Below are 18804 nucleotides of genomic sequence, written 5' to 3'. Positions count from 1 at the left end.
ATGACTCTTCTTGGTACAACCAGCACTGTGGCCATTTCGCTTTATGCACTGCTCTCGACTGCTTATAAGAGCATGCAGGGGATTTATGCTCTGCCGACAAACGACTCATCGGCGTTGGAGGATCTCGTCGGCTCCGATCAACTGCCCAGCGTGGATGTCATCGTCCCCTGCTTCAACGAGGATCCGCGCACGCTTTCAGAGTGCCTGGCGTCCATTGCAGACCAAGAATACGCCGGAAGACTTCGGGTCTATGTGGTTGATGACGGTTCTGGAAATCGCGAAGCCGTAGGAACTGTCCACGAAACCTACGCGCGCGACCCTAGGTTCGACATCATTTTGCTTCCCGAGAATGTTGGAAAGCGCAAGGCGCAGATCGCCGCGATACGCCGCTCATCCGGGGATTTGGTGCTTAACGTTGATTCAGACACGATACTCGCGCCCGACGTCATCACCAAGCTTGTACCGAAGATGCGAGATCCAGCGGTCGGCGCAGTCATGGGTCAGTTGATTGCCAGTAACCGGAGCGAGAGCTGGCTGACAAGGCTGATAGACATGGAGTACTGGCTGGCTTGCAACGAGGAGCGCGCGGCACAGGCTCGCTTCGGTGCCGTTATGTGCTGTTGCGGCCCATGTGCCATGTACCGCCGGTCTGCGCTCCTTTTGTTACTGGACCAGTACGAGTCGCAATTTTTTCGGGGCAAGCCAAGCGACTTCGGGGAGGATCGGCATCTCACTATCCTCATGCTGAAAGCAGGCTTTCGAACCGAGTACGTTCCGGGCGCCATCGCGGCCACAGTCGTTCCGAACAGACTCGGACCGTATCTGCGCCAACAACTCCGTTGGGCACGAAGCACATTCCGGGACACGCTGCTTGGGCTGCGCTTGCTGCCCGGCCTCAATAGCTATCTCACGTTGGACGTGGTCGGACAGAATCTCGGGCCGCTACTCCTCGCCCTATCGGTACTAACGGGCCTCGCACATTTCGCACTGACAGGCACTGTGCCTTGGTGGACAGGACTGATGATTGTGTCCATGACCATGCTCCGATGCAGCGTGGTAGCATTTCGTGCTCGACAGTTTCGATTTCTGGGCTTTTCCCTGCACACGTTCATCAACATCTTTCTCTTACTTCCCTTGAAGGCCTACGCGCTGTGTACATTGAGCAATAGCGATTGGCTGTCGCGAAGCTCTGCTGTCGCTACATCGAACACTGGGGGAAAACAGGCCCCCACCCAAACTCCGATCACTGGATCAAGCAGGGCAGAATTCTCACCGCATGCGGCTCCGCTTCGCAGGCTCAATCTTGCGCGGATTCTTCGGGATTAGCGCTGTCGAGCAACATCTGCGGCGACGAGTGATCGCTAATTACCTAGGTGGACGAGAGGTGGACGAGTTTGACCCAGAACATGAATCATCAGTTGCTCGATCGGGAATTGGCCGCAGACGATCCGTGGCGCCTCGACGGCAATCCGTTCGAGCGGGAGCGCCACACGCAAATGCTCCAGCTGGCGCTTGCCCAAGGCTCCATTACAAATGCCCTCGAAGTCGGGTGCGCTGCCGGCGCATTCACGGAAAAATTAGCTCCCAACTGCCAAGGGCTCACCGTCATCGATGTCGTGGCGCAAGCGATTGCTCGAGCACGTCAACGGATAAAGGAGCCGTCGCGCATCAACTGGATAGTCTCCGATGTTCAACAGTTTTCGACCGACGAGTTGTTTGACCTGATCGTTGTGGCGGAGGTCCTATACTACCTCGAAGACATAGCCGAGATGCGCGCGGCCGTCAAAAACCTGGTGCGGGTGCTTGCGCCAGGCGGGCATCTGATCTTCGGATCGGCAAGGGATGCTAATTGCCGTCGCTGGGGTCACGCCGCTGGTGCTGAGCCGGTCATCGCCATGCTGAACGAAACGTTGATCGAGGTAGAGCGTCTTGAGTGTCGGGGCGAGTCGGTCAACGAAGACTGCTTGCTCGTCCGTTTCCGGAACCCGCTTTCCGCTTCCTGATGAATCGAATCTATCGCCGTTAACGTGGAGACAGTATGCGCATCTGTGGTACCAAGCTGACCCATGATGGGGCGATCGCCCTTGTCGAGGATGGACGGCTCGTCTTCTGCGTTGAGCAGGAAAAGCGGCACAACAATCCGCGTTATCAAACCATCGATAATCTCGACGCAATTGTCGCCGCTTTGGCGGAACAGGGGCTAAATCCTTGTGATGTCGATCAGTTCGTTATCGACGCCTGGGATGGCGAAGACGAGTCACAGTTTCAGGTCCGGCAGGCAACCAAACAACCGCCAGTCTTGGCGTCCCCCTCGGTAAAATGAACCCATGTCCATGGTAGCGATCGATCTTACTGACGTAAGCAAAACTTATGACAAGCTCGTTGTCGACAGACTGTCGTTCCGCGTTGCGGCGGGGGAATGCTTCGGGCTCTTGGGACCGAACGGTGCGGGCAAAAGCACGATTGCGCGTATGGTCCTCGGCATGACATCGCCTGATGCGGGGAAGATTACTGTGCTCGGCGCTCCAGTGCCGGCGCGCGCGCGTTTGGCACGTATGCGCATCGGCGTGGTCCCGCAGTTCGACAATCTTGATACCGCGTTCACTGTACGCGAGAACCTGTTGGTGTTCGGGCGCTACTTCCGGATGAGCAGACGCCAGATCGAAGCGGTCATACCGTCGCTGCTTGAGTTCGCCCGCCTCGAGAACAAAGCGGATGCGCGCGTCGGCGAACTGTCCGGCGGCATGAAGCGGCGCCTGACGCTCGCGCGTGCGCTGATCAATGACCCGCACTTGCTGGTGATGGACGAGCCGACCACCGGCCTCGATCCGCAGGCCCGCCACCTGATCTGGGAACGGCTGCGATCGCTGCTGGCGCGGGGCAAGACTATTCTTTTGACTACCCATTTCATGGAAGAGGCCGAGCGGCTGTGCGATCGGCTGTGCGTTATGGAGGAGGGGCGCAAGATCGCCGAAGGCCGCCCGTCCGCACTCATTGACGAGCAGATCGGCTGTGACGTGGTCGAGGTCTACGGCGGCAATCCGCATGAACTGGGTGCGCTGATCCGGCCGTACGCACAGCGCATCGAGGTGAGCGGTGAGACGCTTTTTTGCTATGCACCCGATCCGGAGCAGGTGCTGGTGCAGCTACGCGGGCGCGCGGGTCTGCGCCTTCTGCAGCGACCCCCCAATCTCGAGGATGTGTTCTTGCGGCTAACCGGGCGCGAGATGGAGGACTGAACAATGGGCGAACGTTATGCGGCGGCCATGCCCGCCAATGCATGGAATTGGGTCGCGGTTTGGCGCCGCAACTATCTTGGATGGAAGAAAATCGGGCTTGCATCGGTTCTCGGCAACCTCGCCGATCCGATGATCTATCTGTTCGGTCTCGGCTTTGGCATCGGAACAATGATAGGTCCTGTTGAGGGCACTTCGTACATTGCGTTTCTCGCGGCTGGCATGGTTGCCACAAGCGCGATGGCATCGGCGACTGCTGAAACGGTTTACGGGAGTTTCGGCCGCATGGACAACCAGCGCACCTGGGAAGGAATGCTATGCACTCAGCTGACGCTCGGCGATATCTTACTCGGCGAATTGGCGTGGGCAGCCACCAAGGCCCTGATGGCGGGCACAGCAATCACTATTGTTGCCACCACGCTCGGCTACACATCGTGGCCATCCATCCTCTGCTTGCTGCCAGTCATCGCTCTCAGTGGCCTCGCCTTCGCGAGTCTAGCGATGGTCGTCACGGCGCTTGCGCCCAGTTATGAATATTTCATATTTTATAATACGCTTGTTATAACACCCATGCTGTTCCTTTGCGGCGCGATGTTTCCGGTCAACCAATTGCCCGGCGCTTTTCAGGACGTCGCCTCCTTGTTGCCGCTCGCACATGCAATTGACCTCATTCGTCCGGCGATGCTTGGCCGTCCGGCCGGCAGCATGGGCCTGCATATCGGCGCGCTTTGCATATACACGGTTTTACCGTTCTTCCTATCGGTTGCTCTATTTCGTCGTCGGCTGATGCGTTGACGCTACTCACCATTCGTAAAATTGATTCTTTGGGCGATACCCATCCACGCGTCGGATAGGTCAATACATGCGTTTTAAGGGACTCGATCTAAATCTCCTCGTTGTGCTGGACGCTTTGATCAGGGAGCGTAAAGTCACCGCCGCGGCCCGCAGTATTAACCTGAGTCAGCCGGCCATGAGCGCCGCCGTCGGTCGGTTACGCGCCTATTTCAGCGATGAGCTATTTACGATGAACGGCCGCGAGCTCATTTTGACACCGCGCGCGGAGGGGCTCGCCACAGCAGTCCGGGAGGCATTGCTGCACATCCAGCTGTCGATTATTTCCTGGGACGCCTTTAACCCGGCCCGATCGGATCGTCGCTTCCGCATCATCCTTTCCGATTACCTCACGCTCGTATTTTTTAAGAAGATCGTAAAGCGTGCTGCGCGGGAAGCTCCCGCCGTCCGCTTCGAATGTCTGCTTATTTCCGACGACCCCGAGGAGCTTCTCCGGCGCGGCGACGTTGATTTTCTGATTATGCCGGAAGTGTTCATGTCGAAACATCCTCGCGCAGCCCTGTTCGAAGATATGCTCGTGTGCGTAGGCTGCGGCACGAACAAGCAGCTGTCAGAGCCACTTACATTCGACCGATACTTGTCGATGGGGCAGGTTGTGCTTAAATTCGGGGACACCCGGCAGCCCTCCATCGAGGAATGGTATTTGCTCGAGAACGGTTTCGAGAGACGTATCGAGGTCGTCGTACAGGGCTTTAGCATGATCCCGCCCCTTCTATCAGGCACCAACCGCATCGGGACAATGCCCTTACGGCTGGCGCAGCATTTCGCAAAATTAACACCCCTGCGGATTGTCGAACTTCCGCCGCCACTTCCTGCCGCATTCACGGAGGCCGTCCAATGGCCTGCGCTTCACAATAATGATCCGGCAAGCCTATGGATGCGGGAAATGATGTTGCAGGAGGCATCTCGTATGATTACCCCGCCTAAGAGCACCGGACGTCTCAGTTGTCGGCCGACGACCCCTCGGTTATGAGAGGAGGCATGGATGGCGATTGGGATTGGGCGATTCCTGCATTGTCGAGAACGATGCAGGGAGAGCAGATCCTTCAGCCTGAAGAGGTGGCAACGATGCTGCGGCTGCATGAGCTTGGCTGGGGAATGAACCGACGGGGGAAGGAATTCGGGTGCGCGCGCAACACGGTGCCTCGGTATCTAAGTGAGGGCGGGACTGTTCCGTTTCGCAAGCCTGTGCGGCCGACCGCGTTTGACGGACTGGACGATTGGCTGCGGGAGCGCTTCTTCCCCCATGGCTCGGGCTGGATGACGATCTCGACCCGCTCCAGATGCGCCGGGAACGCCTTGCGCGGTCGCGCAGCACGTCGCGGCTCGCCTGTCGGTCTTGCGGCCTCGAGCTCGGACTCAATCGCGCCGAGCCCGGTCTGGATTTCGAAGGCGAAGGCCTGCTGGGCACGTTCGAGCTTCTCGGAGCTGCGACCGAAGCGGCGCGCTCCAGCTGCTTGATGATCCCATGAAGGTCGGCGATCTTCTCCTGGGCACGCTCGTTGAGTGTCGCCATCCGGACGATCTCGGCCTTGAGTGTTTCGCTCCGGAGTTGTTGCAGTTCGGCCTTCTCCGCCGCCATGGCGACGAACATCGCCTTGAGCGGATCGATTCGTGGGGACGGGCCGAAGCGCTTCTCGTCATGACGCCGACAGGAGCTTATTTTGCACGGCCTGAGGCCCGCCTTTTGCGCCTGAGTCACTTCGCCACGGCCTATCCGGCCGACGTCGGACGCCGTCTCCGTTCGGCTCAAACGCGCCAGTCCATGCCTTCGACGAGCGCCATCAGTTCCGCGCGGCAAGCCGGATCACGCCGTTCTCCACCCGCGGCCAGCGGAACTTGTCCTCGTCCAGCGCTTACGGTGCGGGTATGCCGGCGTCGAGCAAACAGAGAGAAGTTTGGGGCCGAACCAGGTCGGCCCCGTTACGAAGTGTTGTCCTGGTGGTTTGAGTGTCGAATCTTCAGATCGATTGCTTGGGCGACCAGCGTCCCCGCCGCCAGCGAGCCCGCAACTGCTCAGCAGAAGGAAGTGAACGTGAGTGCATCCATTTCGTAAATGTGTGTCTATCCAAGCAATCGATTTCTCTAATTATCCGATGAGCAATATGAACGCGTCAGGCAGGGTGCATCATTAGGAGTATTTTCGATGGCAAAGATTATCGAGGGTGGCCCGGGTGCCGAAACACTCATCGGCACCGAGCTTGACGATTGGATGGAGGGTTTCCAGGGCGGTGACTGGATTGACGGTCGTGGCGGCAACGACGAGATCTCGGGTGGCCCGGACAGTGACCGACTCATCGGCGGCAAGGGTAACGACCGCATCTTCGGCGGAGATGGCTGGGACGATCTCTCCGGCGACAACGGCCGCTTCAACCCGCGCGTCTCCGGTGAGGACAATGACAGGCTCAGCGGCGGTCCCGGCCAGGATGTCCTCTACGTGGGTGACGGCCAGGACACGTTGACCGGGGGCACCGACAGTGACACGTTCGTGTTCCAGTTCCACAATCCGGTGCCTGGGGTTGTCGGGTCGAAGTCGGACATTACCACTATCACCGATTTCAACCCGGCGGAGGACAAGTTCGCCTTCGATGCGGTGGGCCTCTACAATGACGGTTTTGGCGCGAACTTCGTCAACAACGCCAGCATACAGTCCGGCTACCCGGTGAGCAGCTTCTACAGTGGTGCGGCCTCAGGTGCGAACGGCGAACACGTCGTGGTAATCACTGGCGAATCTTTCAACTCTGCTTCTGAAGCCGCGAGTGCGATCTCCGGCGAGCACGCCGGCGACATCATTGTCTACCAAAGCAGCTACACCGACAGAGTCGCAACTCTGGCCTATGTCACCGCCGACAACAACGCGCATGAATTCGTCCACCTGGGCGGTGTGGTCACCGTGGCCGACCTAGGCCTGACCGCGTCGGACTTCACCTTCGTTTGATCCAGAAAACCCATACGGAACAGCGCCCCGCCCCCCGGGGGCGGGCGCTTTCCGTTTCCGCTACTTGCGATGGGCCGGGGCGCCCGGGAGCAGTCGCAGCGTGTACAGCTTGACGAAGCCCTGCACGTCGCGCTGGTCGTACACCGAAATCTCCCTGAAGGCGTGGAGGCGGAAGCCTGTTCGGGCCCTTGCGGCCGGCCACGATGACGTTGCCCTTCCAAACCTTCAGCCGGACGGTGTTGTTGTTGACCCGCTCCATTAGATGCCAAACCAAACACATTCGGCGGGAGCACTGATCCTGAATCAGCGCGCGGATGCAGTCGGTTGCCGCTCGGGGAGCAATATAGGGAGCTGGGTCGCCAGATCCTCACGGAGACCTACGTGAGTAACCATTCCTTGAAGGATTCAGCTTTGAGACCTTTCCCTCTGAGTTCCGCTATTTGGGGAATTCTGTTGATCAGCGGCGTGGTCAACGTGCTTGCGCTGATCTCGCCGCTGTTCATGCTTCAGGTCTACGACCGCGTTCTGGCAAGTGGCAGCGTATCGACGCTAGTGGGGCTCGTCGTGCTTGCTGCGGGGCTTTATGCGTTCCAATGCCTGCTCGACGTTTTGCGCGCCCGCGTGCTGCTGCGGATTGGCGAGCGTTTCGATGAACAGTTTTCCGGACGCGTTCACGATGCGATCGTTCGCCTTCCGCTTTTAACGCGCATGCCGGGCGACGGCTTGCAGCCGCTTCGCGATCTCGACAATATTCGCGGATTCTTAGGTGGAAACGGTCCGACAGCGTTCTTCGATCTGCCATGGATGCTGCTTTATCTTGCCATTTGCTTCCTCTTTCATTTCTGGATCGGCATGACGGCCCTTATCGGGGCGATCGGTCTCACATCTCTGACACTTCTTGCCAACACTCTCTCGCAACAACCGATACGCGATACCATTGCCCACAACATGGCACGAAATGGTCTACTGCAAGCAGCGCGTTGCAATGCCGAGGTCGTGCAAGCTCTCGGTCTCGGAAGGCGGATCGCTGCCCGATGGCACACGGCCAATGCCAAGTATCTGGCCGCCAGCCGGAAAGCCGGGGACGTGGCAGGTGGGCTGGGTGCCATTTCAAAGTCGCTGCGCGTGCTGCTGCAATCGGCCATTCTTGCCGTCGGCGCGTACCTTGTGATCAGTCAGGAGGCTACCGCCGGGGTCATGATTGCAAGTTCGATCATGATGGGGCGTGCGCTGGCTCCGGTCGATCTGGCCATTTCAAGCTGGAAACCCTTCCTCATGGCGCGCCAGGGTTGGGCGCGGCTGGAGGACCTCCTGGGAAAGGTTCCTGAAACCGCTCCTGTTATGCCAATGCCTGCACCTGAACGCGAACTCCGCCTCGAAGGCGTGACAATCGTTCCGCCCGGCGAAAGGAAGCCGACCGTGACCGGCCTTGCGTTTGCCGTTCAGGCGGGAAGCGCACTCGGGATCATCGGTGCATCGGGTTCGGGCAAGTCGACACTCTCGCGCGCCATCGTCGGCGCATGGACGCCGGTCGCCGGAAAGGTTCGCATCGACAGCGCAAGCCTCGATCAATGGGACCGGGAAGCGCTAGGCCGTCATATCGGCTATCTGCCGCAAGGTGTTGAACTATTCGACGGCACCATTGCCGAAAACATCGCTCGTTTTGAAGACGATCCTGACCCTGAGGCTATTGTCGCCGCGGCGAAGGCAGCGGGCACGCACGAACTGATCCTCCGATTTGAGCACGGCTACGAAACCCCGATTGGTGAGGCCGGATCGGCACTTTCCGCCGGGCAGCGCCAGCGTGTCGGTCTTGCCCGTGCCCTTTATCGAGACCCTTTCCTTGTTGTGCTCGATGAACCCAATGCCAATCTCGATGCGGAAGGCGAGGCTGCGGTCGTTAAGGCGATCGCCTCCGTGCGCGAGCGCAAGGGCATTGCGGTTGTCGTTGCCCATCGGCCGAGCGCCATCCGCGCCGTGGATTTGGTGTTGGTGATGGAAGGTGGACGGCAGCGAGCATTCGGTGCGCGTGATGAAGCGCTTTCCAAAGTCCTTAAGGGGGCAGCGATGGCATCAGGCGCTGGGGTCAAGGCCATCGAGTCTACACAGGATAACGAGCGCGCTGACATGGAGGATCCCGGTGTCCGGCATTCATCAGAACAATGACGTTTCCAGGTCCATTCGCCGGCATCTGGTGGCGGGCCTGCTGGCGAGCGTGATCTTTGTGGGAGGAGCCGGAGCCTGGGCGGCCTTCACGAATCTGTCCGGCGCGGTTGTCGCGTCCGGACACTTTGTCGTCGATTCCTATGTGAAGAAGGTGCAGCACCCGACCGGCGGGGTGGTGGGAGAAATCCTGGTGAGCGAAGGTGATAAAGTAAAAGCCGGCGACATCCTCATGCGGCTCGACGCCACCCAGACGCGCGCCACTCTCGCTGTAGTCACCAAGCGGCTCGATGAGCTGGCCGCCAACCTGGCACGACTCGAAGCTGAGCGTGACGATCTGGCGGAGATCGCCTTCCCGGACTGGCTGCTCGCCCGCAGAGATGTTCCGGACGTAGCTTCGGCAGTACATGGCGAGACGCGGCTGTTCGAATTCCGCAGACAATCCCGCCACGGAAGGCAGGCGCAGCTAGCGGAACGCATCACTCAATATGAGCACGAGATCGAGGGGCTCAAGGCGCAGGAAATCGCTTGTGAGAAAAGCACCGAGATCCTCCAAAAGGAAATTGCTGCCCTGAGTGGGCTGCGCGTCCAAGGCATTGTCTCGGACCAACGCTTGAACAGTCTGAAGACGCAGGTTGCCACTTTCGGCGGCGAACGCGGTGAGAAGATTGCACAACAGGCACAGAGGGCAGCCCGCATAGCCGAAACGCGCCTGCAGATCCTGCAGATCGATCCGGATTTCAAGACGGAAGTCGGCCAAGAGCTCAGAGAGGTTCAGGCGCAGGTTGGGGAGTATGTTGAGCGCAAGGTGGCGGCTGAACAGGAACTGCGACGGATCGATATTGTCGCGCCGCAGTCAGGCGCCATTCAACAACTCGCAGTTCATACTGTCGGAGGAGTGATCACGCCCGCCGATCCGATTATGCTAATCGTGCCGGAAGGCGACGATCTTGCGCTTGAAGCACGAATCACCCCGAAGGACATCGACCAAATCCAGCTTGGTCACAAGGCCGTGCTGCGGATGTCAGCCTTCAATCTGAGGACCACGCCGGTATTGAACGGATATGTCAGCCGGATCGCAGCCGATCTGGCGACGGACGAAAAAAACGGCGTTTCGTATTACCTGGTGCGTCTGTCGGTTCCGCATGCGGAACTGACGAAGCTCAAGGACCTGACGCTCGTGCCCGGCATGCCGGCCGAAGCGATGATCCAGACGGGCGAGCGTACGGCGCTTTCTTATTTTGTGAAGCCGCTGTCGGACCAAATCAGTCGCGCATTCCATGAGGAATGAAAGTGATCCACAGAAATATTTTGTTGGTATTCTTGTTGGTTGTTACGCATGCATGAGAGTCATAACCGTCTGAAAACACAACCATGCGTTCCTCAGTTGGATTGCGCCTCTGACTCAGATACGTGGTTCCGCGGTCATTTTGCCCTTGCAAGTCGCTGCCCATTCAGTTCTTGGCCTCGAGCGCATTAAGATACCCATCATCGTACACAAAGGCTGGAAAAGAGTCCGGTGTCTTGAGCGATCCTAGGTCTGGAGACCTAGGTGAGCCTGCAAGCACAGGGCCAGGACATGATTGAGCGTCTGCAATATTCGGACAGGTGCATAGAAAGACAGGCAGGCGCCAAAGACGCGCTTTCAACGCACTAAACCGATGCTGCGCACCCCGAGCGTCTTGCCGCCCTCGCTCCCGCCGGTAGGAATCAATCGCGAGCAGGCTGCGACGTTCATCGGCGTAAGCTCAACGACCTTTGATGAAATGGTCCAGGACGGCCGGATGCCGCAGCCACGAATGCCGAGCAAGGGGCGCATTGTTTGGGACGTCGAGGAACTTGTATTGGCGTTTCGAAAGCTCCCTCACCGCCAAATCGGAGGAGCACCAAAGCTTGACGAAGATTCGCCGCCACTAGACAATCCTTGGGATCGAAAACCACGAACATGACGGATGAGCCCGTGAAGGTCGATCTTAAGGGCGTAGTGAAGGACACTGATCGCCACGGCAATGATCGGTACTATTTTCGCGCACCGGGTCGGAAGAAGGTCCGGCTCCGTGAACCGACCGGCAGCGACGAGTTCCTCGAGGAACTGCGGTGCGCGCGCGCCGAGGTCACTTATGTTCGGCCCGGCACTCTTCCCGAGATTTGCCGGCGCCTCCCCAAGCCTTCCGAGCCAGCGAAGAAAGGCACGTTGCTGTGGCTTTGCCAGGAGTATTACCGTCGGGGCGGCACGGAAATCACCCAAGACACTATGGCGCGCCGACGAGCAATTCTGGAGCGCGTATGCGAATTACCTCATCCCCTCGAAGGTGACCCGGATCCTCAGTATCCCACCAAGGGATCTCTGCCATTCGCCGGTATGAAACGGTCTCATGTTAAGGAGATCAGGGACACCAGGCTCGACGCCCTTGGCGCGGCAAACAATATCGTAAAAGCCATCAGCGCGATGTTTGAGTGGGCAAAGGACACAGAGATTCCGGGCGTCGACTCCAATCCCGCCCGCGGCATCAGACGGCTAAAGAGCGGCGACGGCTGGCACCCATGGGACGTGTCGGAGATCGTTCAATATGAGAAGCGGCATCCGCTGGGTACCGCAGCCAGACGTGCGCTCTCGATCTTCATGTTTACTGGCCTGCGGTTGTCCGACGTCGCGATCTTCGGTCGACAGCACATCACGCTCGTCTACAACGAGGAGACCGAGCAGTGGGAGAAGTGGATCAGAATTAAGCCTGGGAAGACCAGTCGTAACAAGGATGCGGTGTTGGTGGAGCTCCCGCTTCTGCCCGAACTAGAGGCGGAACTTGAGCACACGCCCTCCGACCAGATGACCTTCCTGGTCAATGAGTATGGTCGCCCGTTCTCGGAGAACGGTCTGGGCAACAAGATGCGCCAGTGGTGTGATCAAGCTGAGCTGCCGCACTGCAGTGCTCATGGAATTCGCAAGGCCGGCGCGACGATCGCCGCTGAGAACGGCGCGACGCACGAGCAGCTGAAGGCGATATATGGGTGGACTACGTACCAGCAGCCCGACCACTACATCAAGAAAGCGCGTCGCCGGAAGGTAGCGAGAGCGGCGAAATACCTGCTGGTTATCGATCGAAAAGAGAACAAAATTGTCCCACTTTCTGAGGGGGTTGAAAGAGGTGGGACAAAAATGGCCAAAAAATCCAATTAAATCAACGGCCACAAAAGCCAATGGTGGGCCCGGAGGGACTCGAACCCCCAACCAAGCGGTTATGAGCCGCCGGCTCTAACCATTGAGCTACAGGCCCCACGGCGTTGGATTAGTGTTTTTCCCTGAACCGCACAAGGCTTTCAGAGCGGCTTTCCGAGGGGGCTGGCCGAGACCGCCCAAATCAGCCCATATTGATAACCTATTGCACGTCCCCCATTGGAGCCGCTCGACACTCGGCAGTCTTGGGATCGCAGATCGAGGAGATTTCATGACCAGACGTATTTTGCCACTGGCGATTGCCGCCGCAATCGCATTTCCGGCGATCGCCGGCGCCGCCGATTCGCCGCCGCCGCCGCGCATCGTCGTTACCGGCGAAGGCGAGGCGGCGATAGCACCCGATCTGGCTCTGCTGACGCTCAGCGTCATGCGCGAGGCCAAGACGGCGCGTGCCGCGCTCGATGCCAATAACGACGCCATGGCCGCGGTGATCGCGGCAATGAAATCGTCCGGCATCAAGGAGCGCGACCTGCAGACCGCGGGCATCCAGATCAACCCGCGCTATAACTACACCAACAAGCCCGACGGCAGCCAGGAGGCCGAACTTGTCGCCTATCAGGTGACCAACACGCTTTCGGTGCGCATCCGCGACATCGACAAGACCGGCGACATTCTCGACAAGGCGGTGTCGCTCGGCGTCAACCAGGGCGGCGGCATCTCCTTCTCCAACGACGATCCGGCGGCAGCCGTCACTGAAGCGCGCAAGAAGGCCGTCGCCAATGCCATGGCCAAGGCCAAGACGCTGGCCGAAGCGGCCGGCGTCGGCATCGGCCGGGTTCTGGAAATCACCGACCAGAATTTCGCACCGCCGCCGATGCCAATCAACGCCAAGGCTTTCGATGCGGCCGGCGCATCGGTCCCCGTGCAGGCCGGCGAGAATTCCTATACCGCGCAGGTGACGGTGACTTTCGAACTGAAGTGATCGTCGATCGCAGCACATAAAAAAACCCCGGAGGACCGATCCTCCGGGGTTTTCGAGCCGCACCTTTCCGTCCTGGCGGAAAGAGGCTCCGCTACTTTACCGACTGAAAGACGCCGGCCGCAAAGCTTCGACGGGCTTAGCGATAGATAATCGGACAACCGCGCTCGTTGGCGAATACGATCACCACGCGGTCGCCGTACTGGCGGCCAGCGACCTTGACCGTGCGGCGGTTGATGTCGACGATGCGGGCGCGGCGCAGGCCCATACGTTCGGCCTTGTCGAGGGCACGCTCCGGCGAACAGGAGCGGCGCCAGTTGCGCTCACGGCGGTGTTCGCGATAGTAACCATCATCTTCGTCGCCGGTATAGACGCCGACGCGCGGATCTTGGTTGTTGCCGAAGCCGAGATAGATACTGTCTGCATGGGCTGGGATGGCAGCAAGCGTGCCAAGGCCGACAAGAGCCGAAAGAGCCGCCGTCTTGATGGTGTTGAACATTGTCTTCTCTCCTTGTTTGAGGGTTTCCACCCGTTTTCGTCGAACCGATGGGAGGAGAATGCACCCGCCTGTCTGAATTTTTTGCGAACCGGCCGTTCATCTCCGGTTCATGCGGCAGAACCGGGATAGTCTCTCGCTTCCGGAACCGGTGCTATGGACGGCGGTCCTACATAGGGTGGACCGGCATGGGCGGATAGGCAACGTCCGTTTTGCTGTCGGTTCTGGATCCTCGATTCCGGAGTGAATCCTAAGGCTCGTCTGCAAGCATATGGTCGAAATAATCCTCCGGCTCGGCAAGCTCCGTCTCGCTGGCGCTGACCCGGCCGCGCATCGAGATGCCGGCCTCGTGCACAGTCTCGTCGCTTCCCGACACCAGCCTGTGCCACCAATAGAGATCGCGGCCCTCGGCAACCAACCGGTAAGCGCAGGTCTTGGGCAGCCAGCTGATGGTGCGCACATTCTGCGGCGTCAGCCCGACGCAATCCGGAACACGCGCCAGCCGGTTGGTATAATCGGAGCAGCGGCAGCTTCCAGCGTCGAACAGCCGGCAGCCGACGCTGGTCCAGTAGATATCTCCGGTGTCCTCGTCTTCGAGTTTGGACAGGCAGCATTTGCCACAGCCGTCGCAGAGCGATTCCCACTCGGCCGGGGTCATCGCCTCCAGCGTCTTGGTTTTCCAGAACGGCTTTTCCATCGTCGGCATGTGGACCTCGGAGGCGTCAAGGTCAAGCGCAGCAACCCATGCACCCTCGTCCGAACAATACGCCGGGACCATACGCCAAGACCATACGAATGACATGAAGTCGCCTTCAAAACGCCGGTCAATCGCCCTGTGCCACCGCTAAGACCTACAAACAGGAACCAAACATGGTTGCTGAAAGTTTGGGCAGGGATGGGACGCCACAAGGAGTGTTTATGATGAAACGCCAACCACGGATTCTGGCAGGCACGGCGCTTGGCCTGTTGATGGCGTCCGCGCCGTTAGGCGCGTTCCCGCTGCAAGGCAGCGCCGCATTCGGCCCCGCTCGGAACAGCGCAGTGCTTATCCCGGCGCAGTCGAATTGCGCCGAAGGCGAGTCGGCCGAAGCCTGTGCCCAAGGCGGGCAGGCGGAGCCGGAACAGAAGCCCGGCAAGAGGCGCGAACGGCAGGAGCGAACCGAAGCACCCGCCGAACAATCAGGCGAGTCCGAGCAAAAGCCGCGCCGGAACAAGCGCGAGCAGCAACAGACCGAATCCGCGCCCGCCGAACAACTCGCGCCCTCGGGCGGAGAGGAGCAGGGCAATCAACGCAGGAAAAAGAGGCAGCAACAGCAGATCGAAGCCGAACAGCCGGCCGAGCAGGCTGCACCCGCGAATGACGATCAGCAGATCAAGCCGCGCAGGAAGAAGCGCGACCAGCAACAGCGGGAAGCCGCACCTGCCGAACAACCGGCCGAGCAGGCTGCGCCCGCGAATGACGATCAGCAGATCAAGCCGCGCAGGAAGAAGCGCGACCAGCAACAGCAGGAAGCCGCACCTGCTGAACAGCCGGCCGAGCAGGCTGCGCCCGCGAACGACGTTCAGCAGCAGCTCAAGCAGCGCAGGAAGAAGCGCGACCAGCAACAGCAGGAGGCCGCACCTGCTGACCAGCCGGCCGAGCAGGCTGCCCCTGCAAACGCCAACGAGCAGGGCAATCCGCGCAAGAGGAAGAACAAGCAGGACCAGCAGGCGGCGCCGGCTCTCCCACAGGCCGAGCCACTTCCAACCGACAAGCAAGCCGCTCCTGCTCAAGCCGAACAGCCCCAGGACCAGGCGAAGAAGCGCGGCAAGAAGCCCGTTGGGGAAGAGCCGGTGACAGGCGAACAGCAGCCCGCAACCGGTGAGCAACCCGCCACCGGCGAACAGGCAGCACCCACCGAGGGTAGGCCCCCTGCTCCGGGCGAAGCCGCGGCCAACCCGAACGAGGCGCCCATACTGGACAGTCAGAAGGATGTCAGGCGCAGGCACGGCAAGGACCAAGGCGGCCAAAACGCGGGTCGCCAAAGTGGCGGCAAAACGGGTGGTCAGGAAGGCAACCAGCCCGTCGAGGAGAACGGCAACCAGGCGGAAGTCTCGAAACCGGCTCCGGTCGACCAGGGGCCGCCCCCGACCGACGACCGGGCAGCGCAGCAGGAGATCAAACCTGAAAAGATCGCTCCCGTGACCGAGGAAAAAGGCAAGCGCGTCGAGCGCTCAGCCGATTTCGAGGATGTTCGTCGTCGGCGGCGCCCGCAAGGCACCAATGTCCTCAGGGAATTCGGCGACCGCGTCATCCTCCAGTTCAACAACCAGACGTTCGTCGAAAGCAGCGACGCCCCGCGTATGCACCGCGGCGCCAGGAATGTCTATTATGAGGACCTGTCGGGCGATCGCACCCGGGAAATCGTGGAGCGTGACAACGGTTTCCGGATCGTCACCATCCGCAACCACTACGGCGACGTGATCCAGCGTTCACGCATCGCGCCTGACGGACGCGAATATGTGCTGAGCTATGTCGACGAGCGGAACTATGACGATGATGCAGACTGGCGCGACCCGGGCGACGACCTGCCGCCGATGCGCCTTACCATCCCGCCAGAGGAATACATTCTGGATTCCGAAGAGGTCGAGGATCCGGACGACTACTACACCTTCCTCGAACGACCGCCGGTGGAGAAGGTCCAGCGCCTCTATTCGATCGACGAGGTCAAACGCTCGGCCCGCGTGCGCGACATTGCCCGCCGCATCGACCTCGATACGCTCAACTTCGAATTCGGTTCGGCTTCGATTTCCGACACCGAGGTCCAGAAGCTGGAGGGTGTTGCCAACGCCATGGACAAGCTGCTGAAGAAAAACCCGGCCGAGACCTTCCTGATCGAAGGCCATACGGATGCAGTCGGCAAGCCGGAAGCGAACCTTGCATTGTCCGACCGCCGCGCCGAGGCAGTCGCCGAAGCCTTGACCAATGCCTTCGGCATCCCGCCGGAGAACCTGACGACACAGGGCTATGGCGAGGAGTATCTCAAGGTAGACACGTCGGGACCCAACCGTGAGAACCGCCGCGTCGCCATCCGCCGCATCACCTCGCTGGTGGCGCCGGTGGCCAGCGCCCAATAAGCGGAATGTGAACCGCGCGATCCGATCAACCATTGAATCGCGCGGTCACCAATCTTGAAACGCGAGGTCACCAATCCCAAATTTTGGAAAGGGCGTCCCTGCCCCGTCCCGACTCCAGCGGGACACACGAGCCCCGCCGGTTCCCCTCCCCGGCGGGGTTTCGTTTTTTAGAACCTTGCAAACCGCCGCAGCCTGCCCGAAATACGGCACTCCGACAACGGAGCCCGGAATCGCCGCATGAAGCGCCTCGAACTCGCCATCGAATCGATCATTCTCGCCTCGCGCTGGCTGCTGGTCGTCTTCTATCTCGGACTGGGCGCGGCGCTTGCCATCTATGCCGTGTCCTTCGGCAAGAAGCTGTTCGAGTTTGTCTCCGTGGCCTTCACGCTCGACGACACCGATACCATCCTGAAGATCCTCGGCCTCATCGACGCCGCGCTGGTCGCCTCACTGGTGGTGATGGTGATCATCTCGGGCTACGAAAACTTCGTAAGCCGCTTCGATGAAAATGACGGCAAGGTGCATTGGCTGGGCACGATCGATGTCGGCTCGCTGAAGGTCAAGGTCGCCTCGACAATCGTCGCCATCTCCTCGATCCACCTCTTGCAGGTTTTCCTGAACTCGGTCTCCTACACGACCGACCAGCTGATGTGGCTGACCATCATTCATCTGGCCTTCGTTCTGTCGGCACTGATGCTTGCCTATATCGACCGGCTGATGGGTCTTGGCAAAGCCAAGAAAGCCGAAGGCTGAGCACGCGTCTGTGCCGGTCTTTAAGAGATACGCCTGTCAGCTAGATGCTTTCCGTCAGTAAATACCTTTGATTTTGGTATCAGTCCGCTCGAACACCTCGTCCGGCACAAAAAAGTCGCCGGCGAGCGGGCCTGTCGCGCCCGGCGCATAGGCTGAGAAATCGCTGACGCCTTCGGCGCGCAGCACTTCTTCGTCGATGTAGAAATTACCGGTTGCCCCGCGCGACGGCCTGACCAGGATGGCGTGTGCGGCATCGGCCATGATGTCGGGCGAACGGCTCATCGCCGCCACCGTCGCCCCGCCCAGGAGGTTGCGCACCGCCGCCGTGTCGATGGTCGAGATCGGCCAGAGCGAATTGACCGCAATGCCATCCCTGGCGAACTCGGCGCTCATGCCCAGCGTGCACATCGACATGCCGAACTTCGCCATCGTGTAGGCGACATGGTTCTTGAACCACTTGGCCTTCATGTCGAGCGGCGGCGCCAGATTCAAAATGTGAGGATTTTCCGCCAACCTCAAGTGTGGAATGCACATTTTGGAGACGAGAAAAGTACCGCGCGTGTTGATCTGGTGCATCAGGTCGTAGCGTTTCATGTCGGTCTCCAGCGTGCCGGTGAGTTGGATGGCGCTGGCATTGTTGATGCAGATATCGATGCCGCCGAACGTCTCCACGGTTTTGGCGACGGCTTCGGCGACCTGCGCTTCATCGCGGATGTCGCACAGCGCCGGCAGCGCCTTGCCGCCGGCCCGCTCGATCTCTTGCGCCGCTGTGTAGATCGTTCCCGGCAGCTTCGGATGCGGCTCGGCGGTCTTGGCCGCGATCGTCACATTGGCGCCGTCGCGCGCGGCGCGCAGCGCAATCGCCAGCCCGATGCCGCGTGACCCGCCAGAGATGAACAGCGTCTTTCCCTTGAGCGACATCCTCGCCCCTCCCTGTGCTACTCTCTTTTCTACCATCTTTTCTCCTTGCGATCCTTGCCTGCACCGCCGGCGGATACAAGCGCCCTTAACCCGCAGCGGTGGTGTGACGCTACGGAGGGTCGTGGATTTCGCGGGAGCGCGCGTTGAATCTGTCGGGCAAGTTGGTATATATTC

At 59.9% G+C, this 18804-nt stretch carries 16 protein-coding genes, 1 tRNA gene and 3 pseudogenes; 14 read left to right on the top strand and 6 right to left on the bottom strand.

Going from position 1 to position 18804, the window contains the following annotated elements:
* The 7 genes and pseudogenes from nodC to NKI50_RS04995 all read left to right on the top strand — a co-directional run.
* Complete coding sequence (nodC, locus tag NKI50_RS05025; RefSeq protein WP_352715584.1) at positions 1-1326, top strand: chitooligosaccharide synthase NodC; 1326 nt, start codon at positions 1-3, stop codon at positions 1324-1326.
* A gap of 80 nt (positions 1327-1406) precedes the next feature.
* Positions 1407-2003: a nodulation methyltransferase NodS gene (gene nodS, locus NKI50_RS05020; RefSeq protein ID WP_031194123.1), complete on the top strand. Its 597-nt coding sequence runs from the start codon at positions 1407-1409 to the stop codon at positions 2001-2003.
* Between the two features lie 35 nt (positions 2004-2038).
* Positions 2039-2320, top strand: a pseudogene (locus NKI50_RS05015) (carbamoyltransferase N-terminal domain-containing protein); the annotation flags it as partial.
* 7 nt (positions 2321-2327) lie between these two features.
* Positions 2328-3239, top strand: a complete 912-nt coding sequence (gene nodI / locus NKI50_RS05010) for a nodulation factor ABC transporter ATP-binding protein NodI (RefSeq protein WP_352715578.1) — start codon at positions 2328-2330, stop codon at positions 3237-3239.
* Between the two features lie 3 nt (positions 3240-3242).
* The gene (locus NKI50_RS05005; RefSeq protein ID WP_352450738.1) at positions 3243-4031 is read left to right on the top strand and encodes an ABC transporter permease; all 789 of its coding nucleotides are present in this window, start codon (positions 3243-3245) and stop codon (positions 4029-4031) included.
* Positions 4032-4098: 67 nt separating this feature from the next.
* Positions 4099-5061: a LysR family transcriptional regulator gene (locus NKI50_RS05000; protein WP_352516375.1), complete on the top strand. Its 963-nt coding sequence runs from the start codon at positions 4099-4101 to the stop codon at positions 5059-5061.
* Positions 5062-5069: 8 nt separating this feature from the next.
* Positions 5070-5336, top strand: a pseudogene (locus tag NKI50_RS04995) (hypothetical protein); the annotation flags it as partial.
* Between the two features lie 29 nt (positions 5337-5365).
* On the opposite strand, the pseudogene NKI50_RS04990 reads toward NKI50_RS04995, so the two are convergent.
* Positions 5366-5524 (bottom strand): annotated as a pseudogene (locus NKI50_RS04990) (IS66 family transposase); the annotation flags it as partial.
* A 710-nt stretch (positions 5525-6234) separates the two neighbouring features.
* On the opposite strand from NKI50_RS04990, the gene NKI50_RS04985 reads away from it, so the two are divergent.
* The 4 genes from NKI50_RS04985 to NKI50_RS04970 all read left to right on the top strand — a co-directional run bounded on the left by NKI50_RS04985 (position 6235) and on the right by NKI50_RS04970 (position 12367).
* On the top strand, positions 6235-7026 hold the full coding sequence (locus NKI50_RS04985; RefSeq protein WP_352483785.1) for a calcium-binding protein: 792 nt from the start codon (positions 6235-6237) through the stop codon (positions 7024-7026).
* Between the two features lie 396 nt (positions 7027-7422).
* Complete coding sequence (locus NKI50_RS04980; protein ID WP_352715648.1) at positions 7423-9192, top strand: type I secretion system permease/ATPase; 1770 nt, start codon at positions 7423-7425, stop codon at positions 9190-9192.
* Complete coding sequence (locus NKI50_RS04975) at positions 9167-10480, top strand: HlyD family type I secretion periplasmic adaptor subunit (protein ID WP_352715575.1); 1314 nt, start codon at positions 9167-9169, stop codon at positions 10478-10480. Before NKI50_RS04980 ends, NKI50_RS04975 begins: the two co-directional genes overlap by 26 nt.
* Positions 10481-11149: 669 nt before the next feature.
* Positions 11150-12367, top strand: coding sequence for a tyrosine-type recombinase/integrase (locus tag NKI50_RS04970; RefSeq protein WP_352715572.1), 1218 nt, complete (start codon positions 11150-11152; stop codon positions 12365-12367).
* Positions 12368-12388: 21 nt separating this feature from the next.
* Here NKI50_RS04970 and NKI50_RS04965 read toward each other — a convergent pair.
* Positions 12389-12464 (bottom strand) — tRNA-Ile (locus NKI50_RS04965).
* 171 nt (positions 12465-12635) lie between these two features.
* On the opposite strand from NKI50_RS04965, the gene NKI50_RS04960 reads away from it, so the two are divergent.
* The gene (locus tag NKI50_RS04960; protein ID WP_023719319.1) at positions 12636-13346 is read left to right on the top strand and encodes an SIMPL domain-containing protein; all 711 of its coding nucleotides are present in this window, start codon (positions 12636-12638) and stop codon (positions 13344-13346) included.
* A 136-nt stretch (positions 13347-13482) separates the two neighbouring features.
* Here NKI50_RS04960 and NKI50_RS04955 read toward each other — a convergent pair whose 3' ends face one another.
* The 3 genes from NKI50_RS04955 to NKI50_RS04945 all read right to left on the bottom strand — a co-directional run bounded on the left by NKI50_RS04955 (position 13483) and on the right by NKI50_RS04945 (position 15708).
* Positions 13483-13842, bottom strand: coding sequence for a hypothetical protein (locus NKI50_RS04955; protein ID WP_023719320.1), 360 nt, complete (start codon positions 13840-13842; stop codon positions 13483-13485).
* Between the two features lie 247 nt (positions 13843-14089).
* Positions 14090-14536, bottom strand: a complete 447-nt coding sequence (locus tag NKI50_RS04950; RefSeq protein WP_023719321.1) for a YcgN family cysteine cluster protein — start codon at positions 14534-14536, stop codon at positions 14090-14092.
* 482 nt (positions 14537-15018) lie between these two features.
* Complete coding sequence (locus NKI50_RS04945) at positions 15019-15708, bottom strand: hypothetical protein (protein WP_352715569.1); 690 nt, start codon at positions 15706-15708, stop codon at positions 15019-15021.
* On the opposite strand from NKI50_RS04945, the gene NKI50_RS04940 reads away from it, so the two are divergent.
* Positions 15673-16956, top strand: a complete 1284-nt coding sequence (locus NKI50_RS04940; protein WP_352639931.1) for an OmpA family protein — start codon at positions 15673-15675, stop codon at positions 16954-16956. The two genes, NKI50_RS04945 and NKI50_RS04940, sit on opposite strands and share 36 nt — an antisense overlap.
* A gap of 237 nt (positions 16957-17193) precedes the next feature.
* A complete protein-coding gene (locus NKI50_RS04935) occupies positions 17194-17709 on the top strand; it encodes a TIGR00645 family protein (protein WP_023719323.1) in 516 nt (171 codons plus the stop codon).
* A 54-nt stretch (positions 17710-17763) separates the two neighbouring features.
* Here NKI50_RS04935 and NKI50_RS04930 read toward each other — a convergent pair whose 3' ends face one another.
* Complete coding sequence (locus NKI50_RS04930; protein WP_352494950.1) at positions 17764-18630, bottom strand: SDR family oxidoreductase; 867 nt, start codon at positions 18628-18630, stop codon at positions 17764-17766.
* Between the last annotated feature and the right edge of the window lie 174 nt (positions 18631-18804).

Source organism: Mesorhizobium sp. M0563 (assembly GCF_040321065.1).
Lineage (GTDB): Bacteria > Pseudomonadota > Alphaproteobacteria > Rhizobiales > Rhizobiaceae > Mesorhizobium.
The sequence above is the reverse complement of the archived record's forward strand: the minus strand, read 5'-3'. Positions and strand labels throughout refer to the sequence as shown.

What these genes read in the sequence shown, in the direction of transcription:
- NKI50_RS04955 (WP_023719320.1), bottom strand. Translation starts at nt 13,842, where the DNA reads ATGTTCAACACCATCAAGACGGCGGCTCTTTCGGCTCTTGTCGGCCTT.
- NKI50_RS04935 (WP_023719323.1), top strand. Translation starts at nt 17,194, where the DNA reads ATGAAGCGCCTCGAACTCGCCATCGAATCGATCATTCTCGCCTCGCGC.
- nodI (WP_352715578.1), top strand. Translation starts at nt 2,328, where the DNA reads ATGTCCATGGTAGCGATCGATCTTACTGACGTAAGCAAAACTTATGAC.
- NKI50_RS05000 (WP_352516375.1), top strand. Translation starts at nt 4,099, where the DNA reads ATGCGTTTTAAGGGACTCGATCTAAATCTCCTCGTTGTGCTGGACGCT.
- NKI50_RS04985 (WP_352483785.1), top strand. Translation starts at nt 6,235, where the DNA reads ATGGCAAAGATTATCGAGGGTGGCCCGGGTGCCGAAACACTCATCGGC.
- nodC (WP_352715584.1), top strand. Translation starts at nt 1, where the DNA reads ATGACTCTTCTTGGTACAACCAGCACTGTGGCCATTTCGCTTTATGCA.
- NKI50_RS04930 (WP_352494950.1), bottom strand. Translation starts at nt 18,630, where the DNA reads ATGTCGCTCAAGGGAAAGACGCTGTTCATCTCTGGCGGGTCACGCGGC.
- nodS (WP_031194123.1), top strand. Translation starts at nt 1,407, where the DNA reads ATGAATCATCAGTTGCTCGATCGGGAATTGGCCGCAGACGATCCGTGG.
- NKI50_RS05005 (WP_352450738.1), top strand. Translation starts at nt 3,243, where the DNA reads ATGGGCGAACGTTATGCGGCGGCCATGCCCGCCAATGCATGGAATTGG.
- NKI50_RS04960 (WP_023719319.1), top strand. Translation starts at nt 12,636, where the DNA reads ATGACCAGACGTATTTTGCCACTGGCGATTGCCGCCGCAATCGCATTT.
- NKI50_RS04950 (WP_023719321.1), bottom strand. Translation starts at nt 14,536, where the DNA reads ATGGAAAAGCCGTTCTGGAAAACCAAGACGCTGGAGGCGATGACCCCG.